This window comes from Aquidulcibacter sp., assembly GCF_049239865.1.
In the GTDB taxonomy this organism is placed as follows: Bacteria; Pseudomonadota; Alphaproteobacteria; order Caulobacterales; family Aquidulcibacteraceae; genus Aquidulcibacter.
Window position 1 is genome coordinate 1 of sequence record NZ_JBMLTR010000182.1, and the last position, 22,234, is coordinate 22,234.

Genomic DNA, 22,234 nt, shown 5'->3' on the forward strand with positions numbered 1-22,234 from the left:
AACGACCGCGGTCGCTCAGGATGATCTGGCGTTGTTTATTCGCAATTGGGGTGGAAAGGTCCATCGGTGCGATTTCTCGGGCGAGGTACCCCAAGCCGAACCTTGGACGTAAGGTCCATGAAACACAGGTCAGCGCTTGCAACATGATAGCGCTAAGCCCATTTCTAGACCTGAGAAGACTTGTACGAGATCGCAATGTGAGAGGAGCGTGCGCACCGCACGGACACATTCATGGCCCTAATTGGCTTAGGCAGTTCAAAACCCAAATCAGGCCCAACAGCCGACCCTACCGGCCTGATCAAAGACGGCAGTGACCAAGGCTTTAAGGCAGATGTGATCGATGTTTCGATGGACACGCCGGTTTTGGTCGACTTCTGGGCTCCGTGGTGTGGCCCTTGCCGCACATTGACCCCGACGCTGGAAAAAGTGGTGCGTGCTGCCAACGGCAAGGTGCGCCTTGTGAAGATCAATATTGACGAGCATCCAGCCATCGCGGGCCAGTTGCGGGTTCAGTCCATCCCTGCGGTCTTTGCGTTCGATAAGGGCCGCCCGGTGGACGGCTTCATGGGTGCCCAGCCTGAAAGTCAGATTAAAGCGCTCGTAGACCGATTGGTTGGCGCTCAACCCGCAGGCGTAGATGAACTGCTGGCCGCTGCAAAAGAAAGCCTCGATCAGGGTGATCTTGGCGAGGCAGCTCAATCCTATGCGCAAGCAGCCAGCCTTGACCCCGAAAACCCGAAAGCCTTGGCAGGTCTCGCGCGTGTTTATGTGATGGGCGGGGAGCTAGATAAGGCGCAAGAAATTCTGGCGTCTGTTCCCAAAGCCAAGGGGAAAGACAGTGATGTCATCAGCGTGCAGGCCCAGATTGATCTGATCTTGGACGTGGCAGAAGCGGGTGATCCGGCCGCTCTAAGCGAAGCCTTGACGGAAGCGCCTGAAGACCTTTCCGCCCGATTTGAATTGGCAAAGGCCCATATTGCAACTGGGGATTTTGAAGGCGCGGTCGAGCATTTGTTGTTCATCATCAAACAAGACCGTACGTGGCAGGACGATGCTGCCCGTAAGCAGTTGCTCAAAGTTTTTGATGCAGCTGGGCCAATGGCTGAAGTTACGCGACAAGGGCGGCGGAAATTATCAGCCATCCTGTTTTCCTAATCCCACAGCGGCGATTGATTGAGGGCTAAGTCATGGTAGCAGGTTACGTCTATCGTAAACCCACCGACCTTCCGGCAACCATTCCTGTGTTCCCACTAACGGGGGCTTTGTTGTTTCCGCGCGGGCAAATGCCGCTGAATATTTTTGAGCCGCGCTACCTCAATATGATTGATGATGCCCTGGCAGGTAATCGCTTGATTGGGATGATACAACCAGATGGCACGGGTGACCCAGAGAAGCCCGGCCTATCGCGGGTCGGATGCGTCGGTAAGCTAACGTCGTTTTCTGAAACCGATGATGGCCGATACTTGATTACGCTGACCGGGATTTGCCGTTTTGCCGTTGCCCGCGAATATCAAGCGTCCAAGCCCTATCGGCAAGTGACCGCCGACTGGCAGAGCTTTGCCGACGATTTAAAGACGCCGGGCTCGATGGTGGGATTTGACCGCAAGGACTTGTTGGAGGCATTGCGGGCCTATCTAGAGCGCAACAATTTGAAAGCAGACTGGGGGTCGATTGATCAAGCTCAAGCCGAGCCTTTGGTCAACGCGCTATCGGCGCTTTGCCCCTTTGTGCCGATCGAGAAGCAGGCGCTGTTGGAAGCACCGACCATCGAGGATCGACGCGATGTGCTAATTGCCCTACTAGATATGGACCAAGGTGACCACGACGATGACGCCGAGGATGAGGAGAGACCCTTGCAATGACCGACGCCCCTAAGAGCACAGCCAGCGAAGGACGCGAGATTGATCCACGCCTATTGGAAATCCTTGTCTGCCCGGTGACTCGTACGCGTTTGACCTATGATCGCGACAAGGGCGAACTTGTGTCCAAAGCCGCGCGCTTGGCTTACCCCATCCGCGATGGGGTGCCGATTATGTTGGCCGGTGAAGCACGTGAGTTGAATGATGCCTAACGAGGCTATTGCTACCCCAGACCGACCTTGGCCAGTCGAACTGACGTTTCAGGCTGAAGCTAAGAGTCTCAAGGCCCGTTTTGACGATGGGGTGAGCTTTGATATCCCCTACGAACTATTGCGCGTGGAAAGCCCTTCAGCGGAGGTGCAAGGCCATTCGGCTGCTGGCAAGAAATGGGTGCCGGGGAAGCAAGACGTCGGTATTGAACGGGCTGAGCCCGTCGGCCGTTATGCTCTGCGTATTGTATTTGATGATGGCCATGACAGCGGCATTTATACGTGGGATTGGCTTTATCGCTTGGGTCGAGACCAAGACCGTTTATTGGCCGAATATCGCCGCGCCGTTCAGGCCTAGGCGACGACAGAGAGAATTTGTGCGGCTTCTTCCGCATCGCGTCCAATTTGCGCGACCAGTTCGGGCAGACCCGCAAACTTCATCTCGGGACGCAAAAAGGCATGCAGGCCAACTTCTAGGCGGCTGCCATAGAGGTCACCCTCAAAGTCAAAGATATTGACCTCAAACAAGGGTTGTCTCAGGCCAGTTGTCGGGGTGCGGCCGAAATTGGCGACACCACTGTACCAAGCCTCGTCCCCAACGCGGTTGACGCGCACGGCATAGACGCCGAAGCGAGGGGCAAGCTGGTCTTCCAAATGGAAGTTGGCAGTCGGGAAGCCGATCGTGCGACCCCGCTTCTCGCCATGTTGGACTATGCCCTCCACCCGCCACGGCCGACCCAGAAGCGCGGTGACCATGGCCAGATGGCCGGCTCTTAAAGCTTCGCGAACCCGGGTCGAAGAATAGCGTACACCGCTGTGGTCGAGCACAGGCTCAACGATGCTGACGCCAAAGCCCAGTCGGTCGCCCATGGCTTGCAGCATGACCCCATCCCCGCGCCGGTCACAGCCAAAGCGGAAATCGTGGCCGACGGTGACATGGCAAGGGTTCAGCTTGGCTACCAGAATATCCGTGATGAAGTCCTCTGCCGCCATACTGGCCATGCTGGCGTCGAACGGGATCTCAAACATAATCTCCGCGCCAACGTCAGCCGCTCTCTCTGCCCGCAGCCTTGGTGTGTTCAGGCGGAAAGACGGTTTATCTGGTCCAGCAAAGAAGCACTTGGGCGGCGGCTCAAAGGCCGCAACCGCGAGTGGCTTGTCGGGGCATGCCTCTTGAGCGGCGCGCAGAACCGCCACATGGCCTAAATGAAGTCCATCAAAAGCCCCGAGCGCCACGCTCGCGCCTTGGGCTTCTGGTGGTATGAGAGACCCCGTATCGAAACTCAGCATTAGCCCTCGCGCTTTGCGACCATCACAATAGCTTCACCACTAAGGACTGCTTTGCCAGCGATCAGGCAGGTTGTCGACAGGGTGACAAAGCCTTTCGCAGGGTCGAGTTGGGTAATCTCAACGCGGCTGGTAACGGTGGAGCCGATTTTCACAGGCCGCTTAAACTGCAAGCTTTGGCTTACATAGACAGAGCCTGGGCCAGGCAGTCGCATGCCGATTAGGGCTGAGACGTGGCTGGCAGTCAGCATGCCGTGGGCAATGCGCTCTTCAAATCGGGTCGTCGCGGCGAATTCTGAGTCGAAGTGAACAGGGTTCATATCGCCTGAAGCTGCACCGAACATCAGGATGTCGGCTTCGGTAACGGTGCGAGCAGATTCGGCCGTCTGACCGATGCTCAATTCTTCGAAATAATAGCCTGCTGCAGGATTTGGCATGGGATGTCCTTTTTTGGAACGTGATTCACGCTTCTTTAGCGCTCAACTGGTAAAGGGTTGTCAACCGTGGGGTGAGAGTGGCCGAAGCCACCAAAGGAGAAGTCGTATGGCAGTGGATATGAACGCGCCAGTATTGGTCGTCGATGATTATCAGACAATGGTTCGCATCATTCGCAATCTTTTGAAGCAGCTTGGCTTTGAGAATGTGGATGAGGCGGCTGACGGGCGCGAAGCGCTCGAGAAAATGAAGAAGACCAAATATGGCCTCGTGATCTCCGATTGGAACATGGAACCCATGACTGGTTATGAACTTTTGCGCGAAGTTCGTGCCGATGAAATCCTGAAGCCAACGCCATTCATCATGGTGACCGCCGAATCCAAGACGGAAAATGTGATCGCTGCCAAAAAGGCCGGTGTGAACAATTATATCGTCAAGCCGTTTAACGCCCAAACCCTGAAAGCTAAGATCGCTTCTGTTCTGGGCGATTTCTAAGCACTGTTTGTTTAAGGGGGGCTGACGATGCCGTCACCAGAAGTTGCCAATAAGGTTCGTGACGCGATCACAGCGCTGAAAGGCGCAGACCTTAAAGATCCTCGCTTGGGTGAGGTTCTGAACTTGGCTTCGCAAATGAGCGAAGCCATGCAAATGTTCTTTAGTTCGATCGACCGCAGCCTGTTTGATGAGATGCGCTATATCTCATCCTATATTCAGCGCACGCGCCTTGAAATCTCCAACCTGCGTCCGAATGATCTGAGTGAAGATCGGATTCCGGGCGCTGGGGCCGAACTACACGCGGTTGTTCAGCATACGGCCGAAGCGACCAATCTGATTATGGCGGTCGCAGAAGATGTGATGGCCGCAGATACCAGCGATCCTGCCGCTTATCAGGCCTTTGTGTCCGATAAGATGATGGAAATCTTTGAAGCCTGCACGTTCCAGGACATCACCGGTCAGCGCATTAAAAAGGTGGTCGACACCTTGACCCATATCGAGCAACGTCTCGAGCGCTTCGCCAGTGTGATGGGCGTCGAAGATGCAGAGCTTGAAGAGACCTTAGAAGATAAGCGCAAGCGCGAGAACCTATTGAACGGTCCTGCGCTGAACGGTCCCGAAGTCGCCCAAGACGATATCGATGCCTTGTTTGGCACTGAAGGCGCATCCATGGATCAAAGCGACTTGGACGCTTTGTTCGACTAAACCTAAATCGATCCTGCGGTTACCAAGCCTGCGTTCACAGAAGTCTGGAACGCATGGCTTGGCTCAGCATGTCGATCAATGTAACCGCGACCACGATGATGATCCCGATGGCGGCGGTTTGCTCATACTGAAAGCTATTCATGCTTTCCATCAGCTTTGCTCCGATACCACCTGCGCCAATCAGACCTAAAACGGTGGCTGAGCGCGAGTTGGATTCAAACCGATAGAGCGCATAAGACGTCCAAAGTGGCGCGACCTGCGGTAAAACCCCCCACATGATCTCATGCAGTTTGGCAGCGCCGGTTGCGCGCACCCCTTCCACAGGGCGGCTGTCGATCGATTCAACGGCCTCTGAAAACAGTTTTGCCAAGACCCCTGCGGTATGGAGCGCGATCGCCAAAACCCCGGCCAGAGGACCTAGACCCACGGCGACGATGAAGATCAAGCCAAGCACCAATTCATTCACCGAGCGCAAGAAGTCCATCAAGCGCCGCATCGGCCAGACAAGCCATGACGGTGCTACGTTGGATGCACACATAAAGCCGAATGGGATGGCCATGATGACGGCCAAGCACGTGCCCCAAATGGCAACTTGCACCGTCAACCACATTTGCCGCACATAGAGGCGCCATTCCGAGAAGTCCGGATTGACCAAGCGCGTCGAAAACGTCTGCATATTCTCCGAGTTGGTGAACAGCCGCGTGACTTTGGAAATCTCGGCGGGACCGAAGCTAATGGCCAACAAGAGTAAAATCCCACCCCAGACCAAAAGGTCATAGAGTTTGTCGGCAGCAGTCCGCGTTGGTGGGGCGGGCACATGGCCCAGCGAAACTGTGCCGCTCGCTTTCATTGGGGTCGCACTCATTTCTTGACCGCCTTTCCTTCAACAGCATAACCTTCGGTTGGGGTTGTCGGTAGCAGGGGCAGTGCGCGGCTTTTGGCAGCTTCTGCTTCAGCTTGGATAGCATCAAAGGCTTCTTTTGCCTTCGAAATCTTGCCGACATCACCCGACTGTTGGGCTTGCATCAGATCTTCAGTTGCTTGCATCTGCCGGACAGGCAGCAAATGGTCATTATTAGCAGGTTGGAACAGGCCGAAGCTGAGCGAGGCCAGAATGGCGCGCTCGCGATCTTGTTGTGCCTTATCGCCCTGCCGGCCATAATTGAGGAAGAAGTCTTTGATTTTCTTCTTCTTCACTGGGTCGAGGTCTTTGCGCCACATGATGGGATCCTCTGGCAAGGTTGGCGAAGTCCAGATGACTTTCACCTTCCCGATGAGCCGTGGATCTTGCACCCCCAGAATTTGCAAAGACGTAGAGTTATTAGTTGCCGCATCCAAAAGGCCGGCCGCGACCGATTGCACATTGGCTTCATGATTGGCTGACCGGACGGTCTTGAAGCAATTGGACGGATTGATGTTGCGTGGCGCAAATAGATAGGTCATCGGTGCCAGCGTGCCGGATGTGGAACTGGCGTCGCCCATCCCAAAGTCCTTGGTGCGATCGCAGGCCAAAAGCTCATCAATGGTCATAGTAGAGTTTTTATTGACGATCACAACCGAATTATAGCCGTCCACACCCGATGGGTCGGAAGAGCGCAAAAACACTTCGGCCTTCCCTGTGCTGGCGACTTCCCAACCTGGCTTATTCGAGAACCAACCAACTTGGGTCTGGCCAAATTGCATGGCGGTGACCAGTGGCGCATAGCCGGTTTGGAAATAAGGCTTAATTTTCAAGCCAGTTTGCTTTTCCATGTCTGCCAAGAAGGGTTTCCAGCGGGCACCTAAATTTTGGCTGTTTTCGGTAGCAAGAATGGAAAAATTGATGTCGGCCTCAACCTTCGGCTTGGCTTGTTCCCACAGCGCGTAAGATCCGCCGATGACCATGGCCAAAGCCAAGCCCCATTGCACCACTTTTTCCAAAACATTCTGATGCCCTGGCTTGGTGATCTCTGGAACGGGTTCTTCTTTTGGAGCCGCATCGCCCGTTTCTTCGTCGAACTCTGCGCCGTAGATTTCAATCAGGCGGTCGCGAGTGAGGCCATCTTTAGGACCGTCATAGACAATCTGCCCCGCCTTTAACGCGACAATCCGGTCGCAGAATTTCGTGGCATAATCGATCTGGTGCAGGGTGACGATCACCGTCACGCCGTCGCGCTGATTGAGGTCGCGCAAAAGCTCCATCACTTTGCGGGCCGAGACTGGGTCCAGTGAGGCGACGGGCTCGTCCAAGAAAATCGCTTCGGCCCCTTGTACCAAAGCCCGGGCAATTGCGCCGCGCTGTTGTTGACCGCCAGAGAGCGTATTGGCGCGTTGGGCTGCATAATCGGCAACACCCACACGGGCCAGGGCCTGCATGGCGCGCTCTTGATCGGCTTGCGGCCATTGACCCAAGAAACCTTTTGCAAAAGGCAGACGCCCCAGAGAACCCAGCATGACGTTTTGGAACAGGCTGAGGCGGCCGACCAAATTGAACTGCTGAAACACAAAGCCGACGCGCGCGCGCGCTTGACGCACTGAGTCAGACAATTTGCCATTCTTCTGAACCGAAATGCCCAGCAAATTGACCTCACCAGTACCTTCGTCGGTGGTGATCAGGCCGGTGGCATTGCGCAGCAAAGTGGACTTGCCAGAGCCTGAAGGCCCGATAAGTGCCACCATTTCCCCAGGCTGGACCGTAATAGATACATTATTCAGTGCCTTACGGGCACCATAGGTTCGAAATAGGCCTTTGGCCTCTAGAACTGGAGCTGTCATACTTCCCCACAAGCGATCATGCTCAGCCTGTTTAGCGGGTTTGCCGTCAGAGTCACGAGGTCACTGTATGACGGTTCTGTGACGGTGGCGGTGCGGTCTGCTTTAAGCGCCGCATTTTCCGTGCTATGGGGCCGCCCATGACAGTCACCCTTGACCTTTCGCACCGCCATAGCGCGGCGCCCGACCCTGTTTCGGTGCCCACTTCGACGCGGACTTCGCTTGTCGGCCTCACCTTGGCAGAAATGCGCGAGGCCGTGATTGCTTTGGGCGTGGAGCCCAAGAAGGCCAAGATGCGCGCCCAACAAATCTGGCGCTGGCTCTATTTCTTTGGTGCACGCGATTTCGATGTGATGACGGATATTGGCAAGGACTTGCGCGCTTTGCTGGAGGCCCATCACAGCTTGGATCGGCCCGAAGTGATCGAGCGTCTGGTTTCTGCCGATGGTACCCGTAAATGGTTGATCCGCTCGGCACCGGGCGTAGAGTTTGAGACGGTATTTATTCCTGATGTCGCGCGCTCTGGTGCCCTGTGCGTGTCGAGCCAAGTTGGTTGCACTTTGACTTGCACCTTCTGCCACACGGGCACGCAAAAGCTGGTGCGTAATTTAACGGCAGCGGAGATCGTCGCCCAAGTCATGATCGCGCGCGACGATTTGGACGAATGGCCGTCAACGACCGATGGTCGCGCTTTGACCAATATTGTCTTCATGGGCATGGGTGAGCCGCTCTATAATCTTGACGAAGTCGCCAAGGCGATTGACCTGATTAGCGATGGCGAAGGCATATCGATTGGTCGCCGCCGCATCACGGTTTCGACGTCCGGTGTGGTGCCAAAGTTAGAAGAACTGGGCAATAAGACCGGCGCGATGCTGGCCATCAGCCTTCATGCGACGAATGATGAATTGCGCGACATATTGGTTCCGCTGAATAAGAAGTACCCACTCGAAGAATTGATGGCAGGTATCCGCGCCTATCCCGGCCTAAATAATGCCAAGCGCGTGACCTTCGAATATGTGATGCTGAAAGGCGTGAATGACAGCCCGGCCGAAGCGCGGGCGCTGGTCAAGCTTTTGTCGGGTATGCCCGCAAAGGTGAATCTGATTCCGTTCAATCCCTGGCCCGGAACAGAGTATGAATGTTCGGACTGGAAAACGATCCATGCCTTTGCAGATATCGTGAACCGGGCAGGCTATTCCGCGCCCATTCGCACGCCGCGCGGGCGCGATATCTTGGCAGCTTGCGGGCAATTGCGCAGCGAAAGCGTCAAGACCCGCGCCAGCGTTGCCTTGAAGGAACGGTTGGCGACGGCGGGTGAGGCTTCTTAAGCCTGACCGCGTCCAATCGCCGTCAGTCCACCGTCAATAATCACCGCTTCTCCGACCATATAGTCGCCCGCGCGCGAGGCGAGATAGATCGCTGTGCCAGCCATGTCCTCGGTCGTCCCCACGCGCTTGGCGGGGATGGCAGCGGCCACCATGTCGCCATGGTCGCGGGCAATGGTGTTTAAGTCAGAGGCAAAGGCCCCGGGTGCCAAAGCCGAGACCACGATATTGTGCTTGATCAGATCAGCGGCGAGCCGCTTGGTGAGATGGGCGAACGCTGCCTTACTGGCCTGATAGGCAAAAGTGTCGACCGAATTGACCGTGATGCCGTCAATCGAGGTGATATTGATGACCTTGGCGGGTTGGCCGGGCTTAGCTGCCGCCTTCAAGTGACCCAGCAAAGCCTGCACCAAAAAGAATGGGCTTTTGACATTCAAGTCCATCACCTTGTCCCAGCCCTTTTCGGGATAGGAGTCCAGTGGTGCCATCCAGATCGTCCCGGCATTATTGACCAGAATGTCGAGGTGGTCTTCCAGCTTCGTGATGGTGTCTGCCAAGGCTTTCACGCCTTCAAGGGTTGAGATATCGCCCGGAATGGCCGTGCAGCTGCGCCCACCTTTGGACATTTCTTCGGCGGCTGCCATGCATTGATCCGCCTTGCGGGCCGTAATGTAGACCTTCGCCCCTTGCGCCAAAAAACCCTCGGCAATCATCCGGCCAATGCCCTTAGAGCCGCCCGTGACCAAGGCGACACGGCCTTCTAGTGAAAACAATTTCTCAAACATGGCCGTGCTCCCGGGGTTGGTTTTTTGTGTGTGATCTAAGTCGTGGATAAATTTAAGGCTTCCGCGCAACGCCCTCGCGGCGCGGATCGGCCCCGCCAACCAGTCCCTCGGGCGTGAGGCGAACGGCATGTAGGCCAGAGCCTTCAGCACCGCCGCCATCGCGGAAGGTTTGGCCGAGAGCTTCTAAGCTTTTGATCAATTCAGGGCTCGCACGTGTCCGGTCCAGCGCCACAGGGCTAGAGCGCGCGACAATATTGGGCAGCGCGACCGCATCTTGGGGCGACAGATTCCAGTCCAGCATCCCGACCATGGCTTTGGTGACATAGGCGATGATCGCATTGCCGCCGGGCGAGCCGACGGCTAGCTCGAAATGACCATCCTTATCAAAGACAATAGTCGGCGCCATGCTGGAGCGTGGCTTCTTGCCGCCTGCAGGCGCATTGGCAATCGGTTCGCCCTTCGCATCAACATTGCGGAAGGAGAAGTCGGTCAATTGATTGTTGAGGAAGAAGCCGCGCACCATACGCTGCGAGCCAAACAGGCTCTCCACGGTTGTCGTCATGGACACGACATTGCCGCGTTGATCGACGATGACAAAATGGGTCGTGCCAAACACATTGCCGGTAGCATCGCGACCGCGTTTCACAGAACCCGGAGGTTCGCCGGGTTCAACCGTCTTCATGGTAGATGTGTCGGAGATTAAGGCCGCGCGGCTCTTCAGATAGGTCGCGTCGAGAAGGCCCGCGATGGGGACTGCTACATAGCGATCGTCGGCGACATATGTGTCGCGGTCGACATAGGCTAATCGTTGAGCCTCAATAAAACGGTGCCAGCCGAGTGCATCGTTGGGACCAGTGGCACCCATATCGAAGTTTTCTAAAATGCCCAAAGTGGCCATGACGCCAATCCCGCCCGATGACGGTGGCCCCATGCCGCACATTTTGCGTTCGCGGTACGCGCGGCAGATGGGCTGGAGCTTGTTGGGCTTATAGGCCTTCAAATCCTCCAGCGATAAGGTTCCGGGCATGGGTGCCTGACCTGAGCGGGCAACGATGTCAGCGGCAATCGGGCCTTCATAGAAAGCCTTTGGACCTTGTTCGGCAATCTGGGTCAGTGTGTCCGCATAAGCGGCATTCTTTAAGAGCGTGCCTGCAGGCAAAGGCGTTCCCGATGAATCCATCAAATAGGACACCACATCGGCACCGGGCTCGGTTATGCGCTTGAGTTGGGTGGCGACCGTGTTCAGGCGAGGCGAAATCTTAAAGCCGTCACTGGCCAATTTAATCGCTGGCTGAAAGCTGCGGTTCCACGGCAATTTGCCATGCTCTTTCCAGGCCATATGCAGCATGGCCACGGCCCCAGGCACGCCTTGAGAACGGCCGGATTTTACCGCAGTCCAAAAGGGTAGGGGGTTGCCGGCCTCGTCAAGGAACAGCCGATCTGTTGCCGCAGCTGGGGCAACTTCTCGCCCATCATAGGCCACGACGTCACCCGTTTCGGCGTCATAGTGCAGCATGAAGGAACCGCCACCAATACCGCTCGACTGGGGCTCAACAAGGCCCAATGCCGTCTGAACAGCAATAGCCGCGTCAACCGCCGATCCACCAGCGCGCAGGATCTCAAGGCCAGCTTCGACGGCCAAAGGATTGGCAGCGGCAATCATACCGCCATGCTTCCAAACGCCCGCAGGCTTGGCCTCGGGCATATCGGCTGTTGGCTTGAGGGCGACTGAGGGCGTTGCTGCCGGACTTGCGGCACAGGCAGCAAGGCAAAGCGCCAAACCGGAAACTAGAATTTGGCGCATTTTATCCCCTCCACCCTAAACCTTGGAACCCAGCTTAGTCCTTTGCGCGCTCAACGTAAGAGCCATCCTCAGTAAGGACGACAATGCGCGTGCCAGTTGCGATATAAGGCGGCACCATGGTGCGCACGCCGTTCGAAAGCATTGCAGGCTTATAGGAAGAAGAAGCCGTCTGGCCCTTCATCGTGGGTTCGGTATCGACGATTTCCAACGTTACGCGGGTAGGCAATACAGCCGCTAGCGGAGTCTCGTTGAAGATGGTCAGATAGACTTCCATATTCTCTTGCAGATAGGCCGCATCGTCACCCAACACTGCATGGGGCACCAGAACTTGCTCAAAATTGTCTGGGTTCATGAAGACATGGGCAGTACCATCGTCATAGAGATAGTTGAACTTGCTTTCTTCCACGAAGGCCTTTTCCACTTGATCGGTGGTTTTGAAGCGCTCCGTCATCTTAATGCCGTCGGTGATGCGACGCATTTCGACTTGGGTCACAGGCGTGCCCTTGCCGGGATGGATGTTCTGGGTTGTCAAAATGACATAGAGCTTGCTGTCTGTGTGTTCGACAACATTGCCTTTGCGAAGGCTGGAGGCGATGACCTTGACCATAATCTGTCTTTCAGTGCTGAGCCTTGATCCGACTTCGGTTCAAAGCGTGGAAATCTTGTGATGTGGGCGCCTTCTAACCTTTCTCGCTCAATCCGCCAAATGGGTGACGCATGACACACTCAGATGTGCCGCAGAGCCCGTGGTGGGAGGCGGGTCGCCATGCGGATCGCAGGCCCTTTCTTCTAGCGCGCAACCGGATCAAGAAGGCCGTCCGCGCTTGGTTTGAGGCTGAAGATTTCTGCGAAATAGAGGCTGGGCAATTGCAGGTCTCGCCCGGCAATGAGACCCATTTACATGGTCTTGCGACAACAAAGCTCGCTCCGGACGGGACGCCAACGCCGCTTTATTTGCACACCAGCCCAGAATTTGCCTGCAAGAAGCTTTTAGCGGCAGGCGAGGAAAAGATCTTCGATTTTGCCCGCGTATTCCGCAATCGCGAGGCCGGGCCCTTGCACGCGACGGAATTCACCATGTTGGAATGGTACCGGGCGGAGGCCGACTGGCAGGAGGTGATTGAGGATTGCCTTGCCCTGCTGCGCGTGGCGGCGGCGGCTGTCCCAACCGAACAATTTGCTTGGCGTGGGCATCAGGTGCCCGTTAATGCCGAACCGGTGCGATTGAGCTTGGCAGAGGCGTTTGATCGCTATGCCGGCATGGATCTGATGGCCAGTATCGGCTCACAGGGCCAAGAAGATGTCGACCTGTTGCGCGCGCAGGCGCGGGGCGCAGGTGTTTCGACGGATGGATCCGACACTTGGTCGGATGTGTTTTCAAAAGTGCTGGTGCAAAAGATCGAACCCTCTCTGGGCTTTGACGCCCCGTGCGTCCTGCATTCCTATCCAATCAGTGAAGCAGCTTTAGCTCGCAAGAACCCAAATGATCCCCGCGTGGCTGAGCGATTTGAGCTTTATGTCTGCGGGGTAGAACTCGCCAATGGCTTTGGCGAACTAACAGACGCAGCCGAACAGCGCACCCGTTTTGAGGCCGATATGGAGGCAAAGCAGGCCCTCTATGGGGAGCGCTATCCATTGGATGAGGATTTCTTGGCAGCCCTAACAAAAATGCCCAAGGCCAGCGGTGTGGCCTTGGGCTTTGATCGTTTGGCGGTTTTGGCGAGTGGCGCCCGCCGCATCGACGACGTCTTGTGGACGGGTGTTGTTTAGGGCGCTTTGGTCTCTTTCGCGGCCGGGGTCGGCAGAACCTTGATCAAGCGGGCTTTGGACGGGTCGAGATAACGCTTCGCCAAGGCCTTTACATCTTCCAACGTGGTTGAAGCATATTGATCCTTGCCCTCCCGAATGCGCACAATGCGTTCCCGGTCAAAGCTTGATTGGCTCAGCGCACCTACCCACCACGGATTATTGGCGGTGGTTTCGTCAAAGTCTGCGATCAAGGGGCGGCGTGCCCGCTGGAACAAGTCATCATCGATTTTACCGGCGGCAAGGTCTGCTGCAATCGCTTCCATTGCCGCGATGACCTTATCGCTATCTTCGGGTTTGACTTCGGCGAGCGCGCCGATCCGGCCATAGCCGGGGAAGACACGCGATGGGGCCCAGTCAATACCGGGTGAATAGGTGTCGCCCAATTCTTCGCGGATCACCTCGGTCAGGCGGTTTTGCAGAATGGCCGTCAAGATGCGGATACCACGTGCTTCGCGCCCATCGCCATAATCGCGCATGGGCCAATAGACCATGGCGAGGGACTGATCTGGCCGCCCCTTGTGGTTCAAGATCGTTGTCCCTCGGCCCGCGGGGAATTGAACCTTGCGGGCTTCCGCCAAGGCCGGCGGGGTAGCGGCGCGGGCAGGTAGAGCGCCGAATGTAGCCGCCACGGCATCACGCGCAGCCTCTACGGTGGTGTCGCCCACGATTAGGATTTCAATCGCGGAATTTTTCCGTGCCGCATCCACGACCGACTTGGCCTTGTCCAAGGTCAATTGGTCGAATTGCTCTGCCGTTGGGAAGGCAAAGCGGGGGTTGTTGGCAAACAGGACAAAATCGCTTTGCGTTCCCCAGACGCTGCCCGGTGTGGTGTCGATCTGACGATAGATCGCATCTTTTGAAGCCTTCAGGCGGGCAATGCCATCGGGTCGCCAAGCTGGATCGGTCAGGAAGGCTGCAAAGACCTGCAATTGCAGGCCTAGGTCCGCTGCGGTGGTTGAACTGCCAAAGCTGAAACTATCTTCGCCAATGAAGAAGCCTTGCCCAACACTGCGCCCGGCCAAAGCCCGCTCCAACGCGTTAGCGTCCAACTTGCCAAGCCCGCCTGCGATATAGGCTGCATCAATGGCGTAGAGGAGGCCCGGCTGGTCCGCAGGCAGCGCCAATTGGCCTTCGCCAAAGCTCACTTGGACGCGCACACGGCCCTCTTCAAACTTGGTTGGCTTGACGGTCAAGCGCACCTGATTGGCAAAGCGCATTTGGGTGACGCCCAAATCGGCCAAGAGCACAGACTCTGTGGCTGTGCCTTTCGGGCCGAAGTTCACATAGTCCCATTGTGCTTTGGCCTCGGCCTTTGGTGCCGTGACGGGCTTGGCGCGCACGCCTTGATAAGCAGCTTGAACAGCAGCTTCGCCGCCATCAATTGCTTCGCCAGTTGAGATGAACAGCTCTGGCACATCTTGGCCCCAGGCCTTTTTGAGTTCGGCCAAGGCTGCTTGCGGGTTTAAAGTGCCAGCCACTTTCTCAAACCACGCCAAATCATCTGCCGGCGTGGTTAAGACTTCGTCGCTGCCAAAGCTTCCAAGGATGCTGTCGACCAAATCCGCCGATCTGGCCGCCCCGGCTTGCGCAGCCGCCCGACTATAGCCTTCTCGCGTGTCGGCCAAGGCGACCGCAAATTCATCCGCCGTAAAGCCGAAACTGAGGGCGCGGCGCAATTCACCATCGGCAATGTCGAGCGCTTCACGCCACTTGGCCGGGCTGGTTGCCGTTGTCTCAATCGACGCAATACGGGCGGCACTAAACCAAGCGCCCGAGCTGATCGAAGCGCTGGTGATGGGGGAGCCTTCGCGTCGAGCCAGCCGCTCTAGCCGTGTATTCACCACGCGGTGCGCTAGCGCTAGGAGAAGGTCCTCTCGCCGATTGGCGCTGGTGTCGGGTTCTGCCTGATAAGGCTTTACATTGAACAGGCTGACGGCGGTGGCGAGTTGAGGCTCAAGGAAAATTTTGACAGAGCCTGGTTCGCGCTTCGGCGTGCCCAGATCGGGATCTTTACCAGCATCCTTGGGCTGTTCCCAATTGCCAAACTGCGCCTGAATCAACGCTTCGGCAGCCGTTGGGTCGACGTCGCCCACCACAACCAGAAACGCGCGCTGGGGGGTATAGAAGCGCTTATACAGGTCGACGAAACGTTCCCGCGGGGCCTCGCGGACCACTTTCATATCGCCGATGGGAAAACGGCTCGGGATGCGGGTTCCATCAAGGGCTTGGGCGGCAAAGGCGCGGAACTGGCGGAAGCCCGGATTTTCACGCGCACGCTCCTCGGACTGGATAATTCCGCGCTCGCGATCGATGGCCTCTGGGTTGAGCGTCAGGCGACCCGCCGTCTCGCGCATCATGGATAGACCCAATTCCAGCTTTTCAGCCTTGGGCATGTCCAATTGATAGACTGTCTCGTCCCAGCTGGTATAGGCATTGGTATCTGGGCCAAAGGCTAAACCCTCCCGGGCGAGAATTTTGTCAAACTCACTCTCGGGGACATTTTCGGAGCCATTAAAGGCCATGTGCTCCAAAAAATGCGCTAGGCCGGACTGATTGTCTTCCTCATTGAGAGCGCCGGCGGCAATGCGCAGGCGAATGGCGACTTCGCCCTTCGGGGTCGGCCATTTCTTGATCGCATAGCGCATGCCATTAGGCAGCGTGCCATAGGTCACGGCGGGGTCAGCCTTAAAGTCCTTGTAGCGGTCTTGTGGGAAGCCGGGCAGCGGGGCAATCTGTGCCAATGCCGGTTGTGCCGATAGGGCGATGAGGGAAACCAAAATGGCCTTTGTCAATCGACGCATGAAAACGCTCCACTCAAAAAATTGGCCTGCAGGATCGCATGGCGGGTTGAAAACAGGCGCATAGTCACGGGATCGCACGGGTTGCGGTCAAGTAACTTTTCAGCAAGGTTGGGCCTCGTCACTGGCTGTAGGGGACTTGCGCTTCAAATGCCCGCGCCAGTGAATTGCGACCCGCGACAAAGACTTCATCCTCATGCGCTTTGATGTGGGCCAGGATACGGTCCAGCGCGCCGATCCGGCCGGGGCGACCGATAATCCGCAAATGGAGGCCGATATTGAGCACGCGGGCGTGCCCGCGCCGCGCCTCTGCTAACAGGGCATCGAAGCTTTGGATGGCATATTCCGCCCAATCCCAAGGCTGCATGGCCGGGGCAACCCACATCTTCATATCATTGGTGTCGATGGCGTAGGGCGTGATCAGCATGGGCTTAACCCCTTGGCCGGTCTCAACGCTGTCCCAGAAGGGCATGTCGCCCGAATAGTCGTCCATATGATAGGTGAAGCCCTCTTCGGCTAAAATCCGCCGCGTTTGATCGGTCAGAAGATAGCGCGATAGCCAGCCCTCCGGCCGCTGCCCCGTCGTTTTCAGAAGGGAGTCTCGAGCTTTGGTGATGAAGGCACGTTCTTTTTCTTCATCCATCCAGAACTGGTGGCTCCACCGATAGCCATGTGCCGCCACTTCCCATTTGCGGGCGACAATATCGGCGGCGATTTCTGGCGCGCGTTCCAGTGCTAAGGCTGCAGCAGTCACGGTGGGCGCGAAGTTGTGGCTGTCAAACAGATCGCGGATGCGCGGCCAACCCGCTTTGATGCCATACTGGTAATTGCTCTCATTGCCATAGACACGCATTGGCCGATTGGGAACCGCCCCCAGTTCATCCACCGGCTCAGGCCCTTTATCGCCGTCGCGGATATTTTGCTCAGCCCCTTCTTCGACATTGATCACAAGGGACACGGCCAACTTTGTGCCGTTGGGCCAGCTAAATTTGGGCGGGATAACAGTCATGAAGAGCGCCTTTGGTCCGCGAGAGCAAGACCAGAGACCTGCCGCCCGCCTGCGGCCTTGTCAAGCAGACGCGATGGTGGGAGATACGCACCCGCACATTTCCCCGGGACAGGTTTCCCACGTTTTTCTGTATTTTTGTGGAATTGAGTTTTGACCCATTCGCGTCCCGAAACATTCGACAGCTTAACCGGGCTCCGCTTTCTATTGTCGATCTGGATCGCGGTCTTCCATTTAGGCGATATGTACGACCATGCGGGATTTGGGTCTTGGCCTATCATGAAGGCGGGCGTTGCGCGCGTCGACATCTTCTTTGTGCTATCGGGATTTGTCCTGACCCATATTTATTGGGCGCGAAGCAAGGCCAAATTTGATTTTTCGACCTTTATGCGAGCTCGCGTAGCTAGGCTTTATCCGTTGCATCTTTTGGCTCTGGCCATTCTGGCTGGCTTGGTGGTAGCTGCTTACCTAGTCGGAAAGGGCGCCGAAGCACATAATTTTACGTTCCTTGGGCTCGTGGCGAATATCTTCCTCCTTCAAGCGTGGGGTGTTCCAGGGGCTGGGGTTTGGAACTTCCCCGGTTGGACCATTAGCGCAGAATTCTTCGGTTATCTCTTATTTCCCGCTTTTCTAAAATTTGCCTCTGCCTTGAGGCACCGACCTAAATTATTCTTCGTCTTCACCCTTGTCTTGGTCTTGCTGATCGATTTGGGGTTTCGTCTTCTGCTTGGCCGCACCATGACCCAGTCGACAGCCGATCTGGGGATCTTGCGCGGGGCATCGGTGATGTTCGTTGGTGTGGCGGCTCGGGTGTTGTTCGAGACTTGGCATCTAACAGCGCGCGACGCTTTTCGCGTGGTTCTACTGGGCACATTGATTGCCGTGAGTGGGGCATTTTTTGGCCTGACCACAGGCATGGTGGCGCTAGGTGGCGCCCTGTTGGTCATTGGGCTTGCCGCCCGAGATGTCACAAAACCAGCCTCAGGTGTCGGAACCGGATTGGACGCGCCCTTCATGGTAAAGTTGGGTGGCTGGTCCTACGCAATCTTCATCCTGCATGTACCAGTCTTTATGGCACTACAAAATCTCGCTGGCGTTTTAGGCACGTCTATTCCGATCAACCCTTTAACGATTGTAGCGATGACGGCGATCTTGATGCTGGTCTCTGCCTGCGCGCATCATTTGATTGAAGAACCCGCTCGTCTTTGGATCCGTGGCGCTAATCGGCGGGCTCAATAAGGTCCCAGCCATTGCCATAGCAATCTTCAAACACCACGACTTTCCCGTAGACTTCGTTTCGCGGGTCTTCACGAAAAACCACATCAGCCTCAACCATGTTGGCATAGGCCTCGTCAAACGAGTCAGTCTGTAGGAAAAAGCCGACCCGTCCGCCCATTTGCCGGCCAATCAAGGCAGTCTGCTCTGGCCCTGAAGCTTTTGCCAGAATAATCCGCGTCTGCGCATCCGCACTTGGTGCCACCACAACCCAGCGCTTTTCGCCACCCATCGGTGTGTCGACGATCAGTTCGAAGCCAAGCTTGGACCGATACCAGGAAATTGCCTCATCATAATCGGCAACCAGAATCGAAATCGCAGATAAGAACGCCATGTCACCCCCTTCAAGCAGCGGTTTAGTGGGGCTCTTCTCCGCCCGACACATTCATGCTTTCGCCGGTTATATAGACAGCGTCGGCGCTACACAGGAAGGCGACCGCCGCAGCCGTGTCTTCGGGCAGGCCCGGCCGCCCCAAGGGGATGCGTGCTGCCATGGCTTTCAGATAATCCTCGACCGAGGCAGCCCCTACGACTTTGGAGAAATATTCATTCTGCCAAGCCCCAAGCCCGGTGGTCACATGGTTCGGGCAGACATTGTTGACGGTGATCTGATGGGCCCCGAGTTCGACAGCGGCAGAACGCGCCAGCCCAACGAGGCCATGCTTGGATGAGGTATAAGCTTGGGCATGAGGAAAGCCAGATTTCGCCGCTTGGCTCGCGATATTGATGATGCGCCCACCTTTGCCAGCCGCAATCATGCGCTTGGCCGCCGCCTGGACGCCAAAGAAACACCCTTTCAGATTGACGTCGATCACCGCATCCCAATCGTTTTCGGTCACCTCCAAAAGCGGCTTCATAATATAGCCGATGCCAGCATTATTGACCCAGATGTCGAGGCTTCCGAATGTGTCGACGGCATGCTGGGCCAAAGCATCGACTTCTGAAGGGATACGCACGTCACAGGCCTTTGTGGTTACGCCTACGCCCATGGCCGCAATCTCTTGTGCGATGGCGGCCATTTCATCTTCTTGGCCAACATGTTCGGCGGCTGTGGCCGCATCACGCGCCCGACCAATGTCGGAAAGGACAATGTTGGCCCCTTCTGATGCGAGCCTGCGCACAATGGCCTCGCCCAAGCCTTTGCGCCGCCCAGAACCCGTGACAACCGCTGTTTTGCCTAAGAAACGCTTGTCTGCCATAGTGATCTCCGAAAAAATGTTGTGCGACAGGTTGCCACGCTCTTTTCATCTGGCAATAGGTATATCATTTAGATAAGAAATGGCCACAGTGTGTGACCCGGGAGATGTGAGCATGTCCAGTCTCGTAAGCGATAAGCCTAAAGCAGAGCCTGCCCGCGCCTATGACGGGCCACCAGATTACCGCGTTGTGGGCCAACATGGCATGTATCCGCAACTGAGCCATGACGAGATTTCGCGCTTCAATTTTTTGGCGCATATGAACCGACACTTATCGACCCAGATTATGCCGGGCGTGAAAGAGGCTTTTGATGCGCGCGTTGAGCCCAAATTTGTGGCGAAGCATGGGCGTGGCTTCAAAGATCGCCATGAAGTGCGCAAAGCGCTTCTGAAGGATTCATTGTTCCAATGGTGGAGCGCCCTGCGCCGCGCCACGATGGAGACCCGCCAACAAGCTGGCCGTTGGGTGACGCTTCGCCAAGCTGACCAATTGAATGCCAAGGCCAAGGCGCTGACCGAGAATGATGAGCGGCTCAAGCTTAATCCAGAATTGCCCTTGCCGCGCTATGTCGAGGCGATTGACCACCATTGTATGCCCGGCAGCTATCACACCGAGCTCGCGGAGGGCGATGTCACAGGCCCGTGCAATTATGACATCGGGATCTTTGCCACCACTGGCGGCATGTTAGGCCGCTATAATGATGGCGGCGGGCAGGCGATTGCAGCTTGGGTGAAAGAGACACTACCCGATTTAAAGCCCAAGCGCATTCTCGATATTGGTGCGGGCCTTGGCCACAATGTGCTGCCAATCGCGCAAGCTTTCCCCGATGCCGAAGTGGTCGCGATTGATGTTGGCGCACCCATGCTGCGCTATGGCCTCGCACGCGCCAAAACCATGGGCGTAGACAATATCAGCTTTGTACAAGGCGATGTCAGCGACCTATCCGACTTGGCGGATGAGAGTTTTGACATGATCCATTCGTGCATGTTCCTGCATGAGACCTCTTATGCCTCCATGCCGAAAATCTTCGCCGAAACGCACCGCTTGCTGAAGCCTGGCGGGATCGTGTTTCATGTCGAGCAGCCGCAATACACCCCAGAAATGCCCTTGTTTGAGCAGGCCATGCGCGATTGGGATGCCTTCTATAATAACGAGCCTTTCTGGACCAAGATGCATGAAGTCGATCTCGACAGCTGGATGGTCTCAGCAGGTTTTGCGCGCGACAAGCTGATGCATAGCGGTGTCGCCGCTGTGGTTGATCCCGACGTGTTCCCGCAGGCGGCGCAAGATACCAAGCAGGAAGATTATGGCCGCAAGGCCGCTTGGCATGTGGTCGGAGCGGTTAAATGAGCAAGATTGATCCACTCGCCCTCGCTGGCGCCAAATCCAAAGGCAAACGGCCCTATTTCTTAGAGACCGATGTCGAACGCTTGACCAATATCGTCCTCGTGCTGGCCCAAGAGCTAGCCGTAGTGCGCGAACGGACCGACACGATGGAACGTTTGCTGGAGCAATCGGGCGTGCTGACGCGGCAGGAAATCGAAACCTTCACGCCTACTAAGCAACAGGCTGACGAACGTGGCGCGTGGACGCAAGAATATTTGGCGCGTGTTTTCAGGGTCCTGCAGCAAGAGCGTGAAGCGCTGCAAACGCAGGAAGCCTCCAGCGAGGAAGTTGCCGACGAACTCGCCAAGGTCTAACGCGCGTTCCAAGCTTGACCTAAGATATTTGCACGCAACCTCTTGCAGCCTATTCTGGGATGATTATCTATAGGGCTGTGGAGATGACGGTTTATCGGGGTGGTGACCGTCGCACGCAAACTGATGTTGGTTGATTTGTTTTTGGGGCAAAATGCCCTGTTTTATAGCGCCCTCCTGCTGACAGTCGCACTCTGTGTGCTTGAAGTGATCCTTCTTCTCATTGGGTTTTCGTCCTCTGATTCTGCCGGACTTGATGGGCTCGACGGCGATGGTGACGTGAACGGTTCTGGTGGCGGCATTTTGGGCTATCTCAATGTCGGTCGCTTACCCTTCACCTTATTCTTCGCGACTGCCTGTGCCGTCTTTGGCTTGACGGGACTTGCCATCCAACAGGCATCATTTGCCGTGACTGGCCAAGTGCTGCCGATGGCCGTCGCAGCACCTTTGGCCCTTTTGGGCTCGGTGCCCGGTACGCGCTGGATAAGCCGCCTCTTGGGTCGGTTGATGCCGAAGACCGAGACCACGGCCCTGTCTCAGCACGACCTTGTCGGTCTTACCGCAATTGTGACGCTGGGCGTTGCTAAGCGCGGCTCACCCGCTCAGGCGCGAGTCCGTGATCAATTTGGTCAAAACCATTATGTAATGGTGGAGCCTGCTCGGGCCGAAGAGGCCTTGAGCGAGGGTCAAGCCGTGCTGCTCACGCAACGGGCAGGGCACCATTATTACGCCACTGCCGCGACGCCTTTGCTTACCCAATAAGCCATAGCGCCTCCACAGTCTGAAATCTGTTTCCA

At 56.4% G+C, this 22,234-nt stretch carries 23 protein-coding genes and 1 pseudogene; 12 read left to right on the forward strand and 12 right to left on the reverse strand.

What is annotated here, in order from left to right; translation table 11 throughout:
* The first annotated feature begins 231 nt into the window (after positions 1 to 231).
* Genes trxA through ACOVRA_RS13090 form a run of 4 tightly spaced genes read left to right on the forward strand, consistent with a single transcriptional unit; the run spans position 232 to position 2,426 of the window.
* Positions 232 to 1,155: a thioredoxin gene (gene trxA / locus ACOVRA_RS13075; RefSeq protein ID WP_421720686.1), complete on the forward strand. Its 924-nt coding sequence runs from the start codon at positions 232 to 234 to the stop codon at positions 1,153 to 1,155.
* A gap of 32 nt (positions 1,156 to 1,187) precedes the next feature.
* On the forward strand, positions 1,188 to 1,862 hold the full coding sequence (locus ACOVRA_RS13080) for an LON peptidase substrate-binding domain-containing protein (protein WP_421720687.1): 675 nt from the start codon (positions 1,188 to 1,190) through the stop codon (positions 1,860 to 1,862).
* On the forward strand, positions 1,859 to 2,071 hold the full coding sequence (locus ACOVRA_RS13085; RefSeq protein WP_421720688.1) for a Trm112 family protein: 213 nt from the start codon (positions 1,859 to 1,861) through the stop codon (positions 2,069 to 2,071). The genes ACOVRA_RS13080 and ACOVRA_RS13085 overlap by 4 nt, the downstream gene beginning before the upstream one ends.
* Positions 2,061 to 2,426 (forward strand): gamma-butyrobetaine hydroxylase-like domain-containing protein, encoded by a 366-nt coding sequence (locus ACOVRA_RS13090; RefSeq protein WP_421720689.1) that lies wholly within the window; start codon positions 2,061 to 2,063, stop codon positions 2,424 to 2,426. The genes ACOVRA_RS13085 and ACOVRA_RS13090 overlap by 11 nt, the downstream gene beginning before the upstream one ends.
* Here ACOVRA_RS13090 and ribF read toward each other — a convergent pair.
* Together ribF and ACOVRA_RS13100 are read right to left on the reverse strand one after the other, a co-directional pair.
* Positions 2,423 to 3,358, reverse strand: coding sequence for a riboflavin biosynthesis protein RibF (gene ribF, locus ACOVRA_RS13095; RefSeq protein WP_421720690.1), 936 nt, complete (start codon positions 3,356 to 3,358; stop codon positions 2,423 to 2,425). The genes ACOVRA_RS13090 and ribF overlap by 4 nt on opposite strands.
* Complete coding sequence (locus ACOVRA_RS13100; protein WP_421720691.1) at positions 3,358 to 3,792, reverse strand: MaoC family dehydratase; 435 nt, start codon at positions 3,790 to 3,792, stop codon at positions 3,358 to 3,360. The genes ribF and ACOVRA_RS13100 overlap by 1 nt, the downstream gene beginning before the upstream one ends.
* A gap of 112 nt (positions 3,793 to 3,904) precedes the next feature.
* Here ACOVRA_RS13100 and ACOVRA_RS13105 point away from each other — a divergent pair, with 112 nt between their 5' ends.
* Together ACOVRA_RS13105 and ACOVRA_RS13110 are read left to right on the forward strand one after the other, a co-directional pair.
* Positions 3,905 to 4,285 carry a response regulator gene (locus ACOVRA_RS13105; RefSeq protein ID WP_367178423.1) on the forward strand — a complete coding sequence of 127 codons (381 nt, stop codon included), beginning with the start codon at positions 3,905 to 3,907 and terminating at the stop codon, positions 4,283 to 4,285.
* A 27-nt stretch (positions 4,286 to 4,312) separates the two neighbouring features.
* Positions 4,313 to 4,990: a protein phosphatase CheZ gene (locus ACOVRA_RS13110; RefSeq protein ID WP_421720692.1), complete on the forward strand. Its 678-nt coding sequence runs from the start codon at positions 4,313 to 4,315 to the stop codon at positions 4,988 to 4,990.
* A 34-nt stretch (positions 4,991 to 5,024) separates the two neighbouring features.
* Here the strand turns inward: ACOVRA_RS13110 and phnE are convergent, their stop codons facing one another.
* The 3 genes and pseudogenes from phnE to phnC form a co-directional block, all read right to left on the reverse strand.
* Positions 5,025 to 5,855, reverse strand: a complete 831-nt coding sequence (gene phnE / locus ACOVRA_RS13115; protein WP_421720693.1) for a phosphonate ABC transporter, permease protein PhnE — start codon at positions 5,853 to 5,855, stop codon at positions 5,025 to 5,027.
* Positions 5,852 to 6,874, reverse strand: coding sequence for a phosphate/phosphite/phosphonate ABC transporter substrate-binding protein (gene phnD / locus ACOVRA_RS13120; RefSeq protein WP_421720712.1), 1,023 nt, complete (start codon positions 6,872 to 6,874; stop codon positions 5,852 to 5,854). Before phnD ends, phnE begins: the two co-directional genes overlap by 4 nt.
* Before the next feature lie 81 nt (positions 6,875 to 6,955).
* Positions 6,956 to 7,744, reverse strand: a pseudogene (gene phnC, locus ACOVRA_RS13125) (phosphonate ABC transporter ATP-binding protein); the annotation flags it as partial.
* Positions 7,745 to 7,881: 137 nt separating this feature from the next.
* On the opposite strand from phnC, the gene rlmN reads away from it, so the two are divergent.
* Positions 7,882 to 9,069 (forward strand): 23S rRNA (adenine(2503)-C(2))-methyltransferase RlmN, encoded by a 1,188-nt coding sequence (gene rlmN / locus ACOVRA_RS13130; protein WP_421720694.1) that lies wholly within the window; start codon positions 7,882 to 7,884, stop codon positions 9,067 to 9,069.
* Here rlmN and ACOVRA_RS13135 read toward each other — a convergent pair.
* From ACOVRA_RS13135 to efp, 3 genes are read right to left on the reverse strand one after another with little or no spacing between them, the layout of a single operon-like run.
* A complete protein-coding gene (locus ACOVRA_RS13135) occupies positions 9,066 to 9,851 on the reverse strand; it encodes an SDR family NAD(P)-dependent oxidoreductase (RefSeq protein ID WP_298230442.1) in 786 nt (261 codons plus the stop codon). The genes rlmN and ACOVRA_RS13135 overlap by 4 nt on opposite strands.
* Before the next feature lie 52 nt (positions 9,852 to 9,903).
* Positions 9,904 to 11,655, reverse strand: a complete 1,752-nt coding sequence (ggt, locus tag ACOVRA_RS13140) for a gamma-glutamyltransferase (RefSeq protein WP_421720695.1) — start codon at positions 11,653 to 11,655, stop codon at positions 9,904 to 9,906.
* A 34-nt stretch (positions 11,656 to 11,689) separates the two neighbouring features.
* On the reverse strand, positions 11,690 to 12,262 hold the full coding sequence (efp, locus tag ACOVRA_RS13145) for an elongation factor P (RefSeq protein WP_421720696.1): 573 nt from the start codon (positions 12,260 to 12,262) through the stop codon (positions 11,690 to 11,692).
* Positions 12,263 to 12,372: 110 nt separating this feature from the next.
* Between efp and epmA the strand changes: the two genes are divergently transcribed.
* Positions 12,373 to 13,425, forward strand: a complete 1,053-nt coding sequence (gene epmA / locus ACOVRA_RS13150) for an EF-P lysine aminoacylase EpmA (RefSeq protein WP_421720697.1) — start codon at positions 12,373 to 12,375, stop codon at positions 13,423 to 13,425.
* Here epmA and ACOVRA_RS13155 read toward each other — a convergent pair.
* Both ACOVRA_RS13155 and ACOVRA_RS13160 read right to left on the reverse strand, forming a co-directional pair.
* A complete protein-coding gene (locus ACOVRA_RS13155; protein ID WP_421720698.1) occupies positions 13,422 to 16,265 on the reverse strand; it encodes a M16 family metallopeptidase in 2,844 nt (947 codons plus the stop codon). The two genes, epmA and ACOVRA_RS13155, sit on opposite strands and share 4 nt — an antisense overlap.
* 118 nt (positions 16,266 to 16,383) lie before the next feature.
* A complete protein-coding gene (locus ACOVRA_RS13160) occupies positions 16,384 to 17,271 on the reverse strand; it encodes a polysaccharide deacetylase family protein (protein WP_421720699.1) in 888 nt (295 codons plus the stop codon).
* 150 nt (positions 17,272 to 17,421) lie between these two features.
* Here ACOVRA_RS13160 and ACOVRA_RS13165 point away from each other — a divergent pair, with 150 nt between their 5' ends.
* The gene (locus ACOVRA_RS13165; RefSeq protein ID WP_421720700.1) at positions 17,422 to 18,507 is read left to right on the forward strand and encodes an acyltransferase family protein; all 1,086 of its coding nucleotides are present in this window, start codon (positions 17,422 to 17,424) and stop codon (positions 18,505 to 18,507) included.
* Here the strand turns inward: ACOVRA_RS13165 and ACOVRA_RS13170 are convergent.
* Both ACOVRA_RS13170 and ACOVRA_RS13175 read right to left on the reverse strand, forming a co-directional pair.
* Positions 18,488 to 18,877 carry a VOC family protein gene (locus tag ACOVRA_RS13170; protein ID WP_421720701.1) on the reverse strand — a complete coding sequence of 130 codons (390 nt, stop codon included), beginning with the start codon at positions 18,875 to 18,877 and terminating at the stop codon, positions 18,488 to 18,490. The two genes, ACOVRA_RS13165 and ACOVRA_RS13170, sit on opposite strands and share 20 nt — an antisense overlap.
* A 22-nt stretch (positions 18,878 to 18,899) precedes the next feature.
* A complete protein-coding gene (locus tag ACOVRA_RS13175; protein WP_421720702.1) occupies positions 18,900 to 19,742 on the reverse strand; it encodes an SDR family NAD(P)-dependent oxidoreductase in 843 nt (280 codons plus the stop codon).
* Between the two features lie 112 nt (positions 19,743 to 19,854).
* On the opposite strand from ACOVRA_RS13175, the gene ACOVRA_RS13180 reads away from it, so the two are divergent.
* From ACOVRA_RS13180 to ACOVRA_RS13190, 3 genes are all read left to right on the forward strand, one after another.
* The gene (locus ACOVRA_RS13180) at positions 19,855 to 21,090 is read left to right on the forward strand and encodes a class I SAM-dependent methyltransferase (RefSeq protein WP_421720703.1); all 1,236 of its coding nucleotides are present in this window, start codon (positions 19,855 to 19,857) and stop codon (positions 21,088 to 21,090) included.
* Complete coding sequence (locus ACOVRA_RS13185) at positions 21,087 to 21,440, forward strand: hypothetical protein (protein WP_421720704.1); 354 nt, start codon at positions 21,087 to 21,089, stop codon at positions 21,438 to 21,440. Before ACOVRA_RS13180 ends, ACOVRA_RS13185 begins: the two co-directional genes overlap by 4 nt.
* Positions 21,441 to 21,542: 102 nt before the next feature.
* Positions 21,543 to 22,199 carry an OB-fold-containig protein gene (locus ACOVRA_RS13190; protein WP_421720705.1) on the forward strand — a complete coding sequence of 219 codons (657 nt, stop codon included), beginning with the start codon at positions 21,543 to 21,545 and terminating at the stop codon, positions 22,197 to 22,199.
* Positions 22,200 to 22,234 lie beyond the last annotated feature (35 nt).

Coding starts and splice junctions, on each gene's coding strand:
- trxA (WP_421720686.1), top strand. CDS start 232: ATGGCCCTAATTGGCTTAGGCAGTTCAAAACCCAAATCAGGCCCAACA.
- ACOVRA_RS13080 (WP_421720687.1), top strand. CDS start 1,188: ATGGTAGCAGGTTACGTCTATCGTAAACCCACCGACCTTCCGGCAACC.
- ACOVRA_RS13085 (WP_421720688.1), top strand. CDS start 1,859: ATGACCGACGCCCCTAAGAGCACAGCCAGCGAAGGACGCGAGATTGAT.
- ACOVRA_RS13090 (WP_421720689.1), top strand. CDS start 2,061: ATGATGCCTAACGAGGCTATTGCTACCCCAGACCGACCTTGGCCAGTC.
- ribF (WP_421720690.1), bottom strand. CDS start 3,358: ATGCTGAGTTTCGATACGGGGTCTCTCATACCACCAGAAGCCCAAGGC.
- ACOVRA_RS13100 (WP_421720691.1), bottom strand. CDS start 3,792: ATGCCAAATCCTGCAGCAGGCTATTATTTCGAAGAATTGAGCATCGGT.
- ACOVRA_RS13110 (WP_421720692.1), top strand. CDS start 4,313: ATGCCGTCACCAGAAGTTGCCAATAAGGTTCGTGACGCGATCACAGCG.
- phnE (WP_421720693.1), bottom strand. CDS start 5,855: ATGAGTGCGACCCCAATGAAAGCGAGCGGCACAGTTTCGCTGGGCCAT.
- phnD (WP_421720712.1), bottom strand. CDS start 6,874: ATGGTCATCGGCGGATCTTACGCGCTGTGGGAACAAGCCAAGCCGAAG.
- rlmN (WP_421720694.1), top strand. CDS start 7,882: ATGACAGTCACCCTTGACCTTTCGCACCGCCATAGCGCGGCGCCCGAC.
- ACOVRA_RS13135 (WP_298230442.1), bottom strand. CDS start 9,851: ATGTTTGAGAAATTGTTTTCACTAGAAGGCCGTGTCGCCTTGGTCACG.
- ggt (WP_421720695.1), bottom strand. CDS start 11,655: ATGCGCCAAATTCTAGTTTCCGGTTTGGCGCTTTGCCTTGCTGCCTGT.
- efp (WP_421720696.1), bottom strand. CDS start 12,262: ATGGTCAAGGTCATCGCCTCCAGCCTTCGCAAAGGCAATGTTGTCGAA.
- epmA (WP_421720697.1), top strand. CDS start 12,373: ATGACACACTCAGATGTGCCGCAGAGCCCGTGGTGGGAGGCGGGTCGC.
- ACOVRA_RS13155 (WP_421720698.1), bottom strand. CDS start 16,265: ATGCGTCGATTGACAAAGGCCATTTTGGTTTCCCTCATCGCCCTATCG.
- ACOVRA_RS13160 (WP_421720699.1), bottom strand. CDS start 17,271: ATGACTGTTATCCCGCCCAAATTTAGCTGGCCCAACGGCACAAAGTTG.
- ACOVRA_RS13170 (WP_421720701.1), bottom strand. CDS start 18,877: ATGGCGTTCTTATCTGCGATTTCGATTCTGGTTGCCGATTATGATGAG.
- ACOVRA_RS13175 (WP_421720702.1), bottom strand. CDS start 19,742: ATGGCAGACAAGCGTTTCTTAGGCAAAACAGCGGTTGTCACGGGTTCT.
- ACOVRA_RS13180 (WP_421720703.1), top strand. CDS start 19,855: ATGTCCAGTCTCGTAAGCGATAAGCCTAAAGCAGAGCCTGCCCGCGCC.
- ACOVRA_RS13185 (WP_421720704.1), top strand. CDS start 21,087: ATGAGCAAGATTGATCCACTCGCCCTCGCTGGCGCCAAATCCAAAGGC.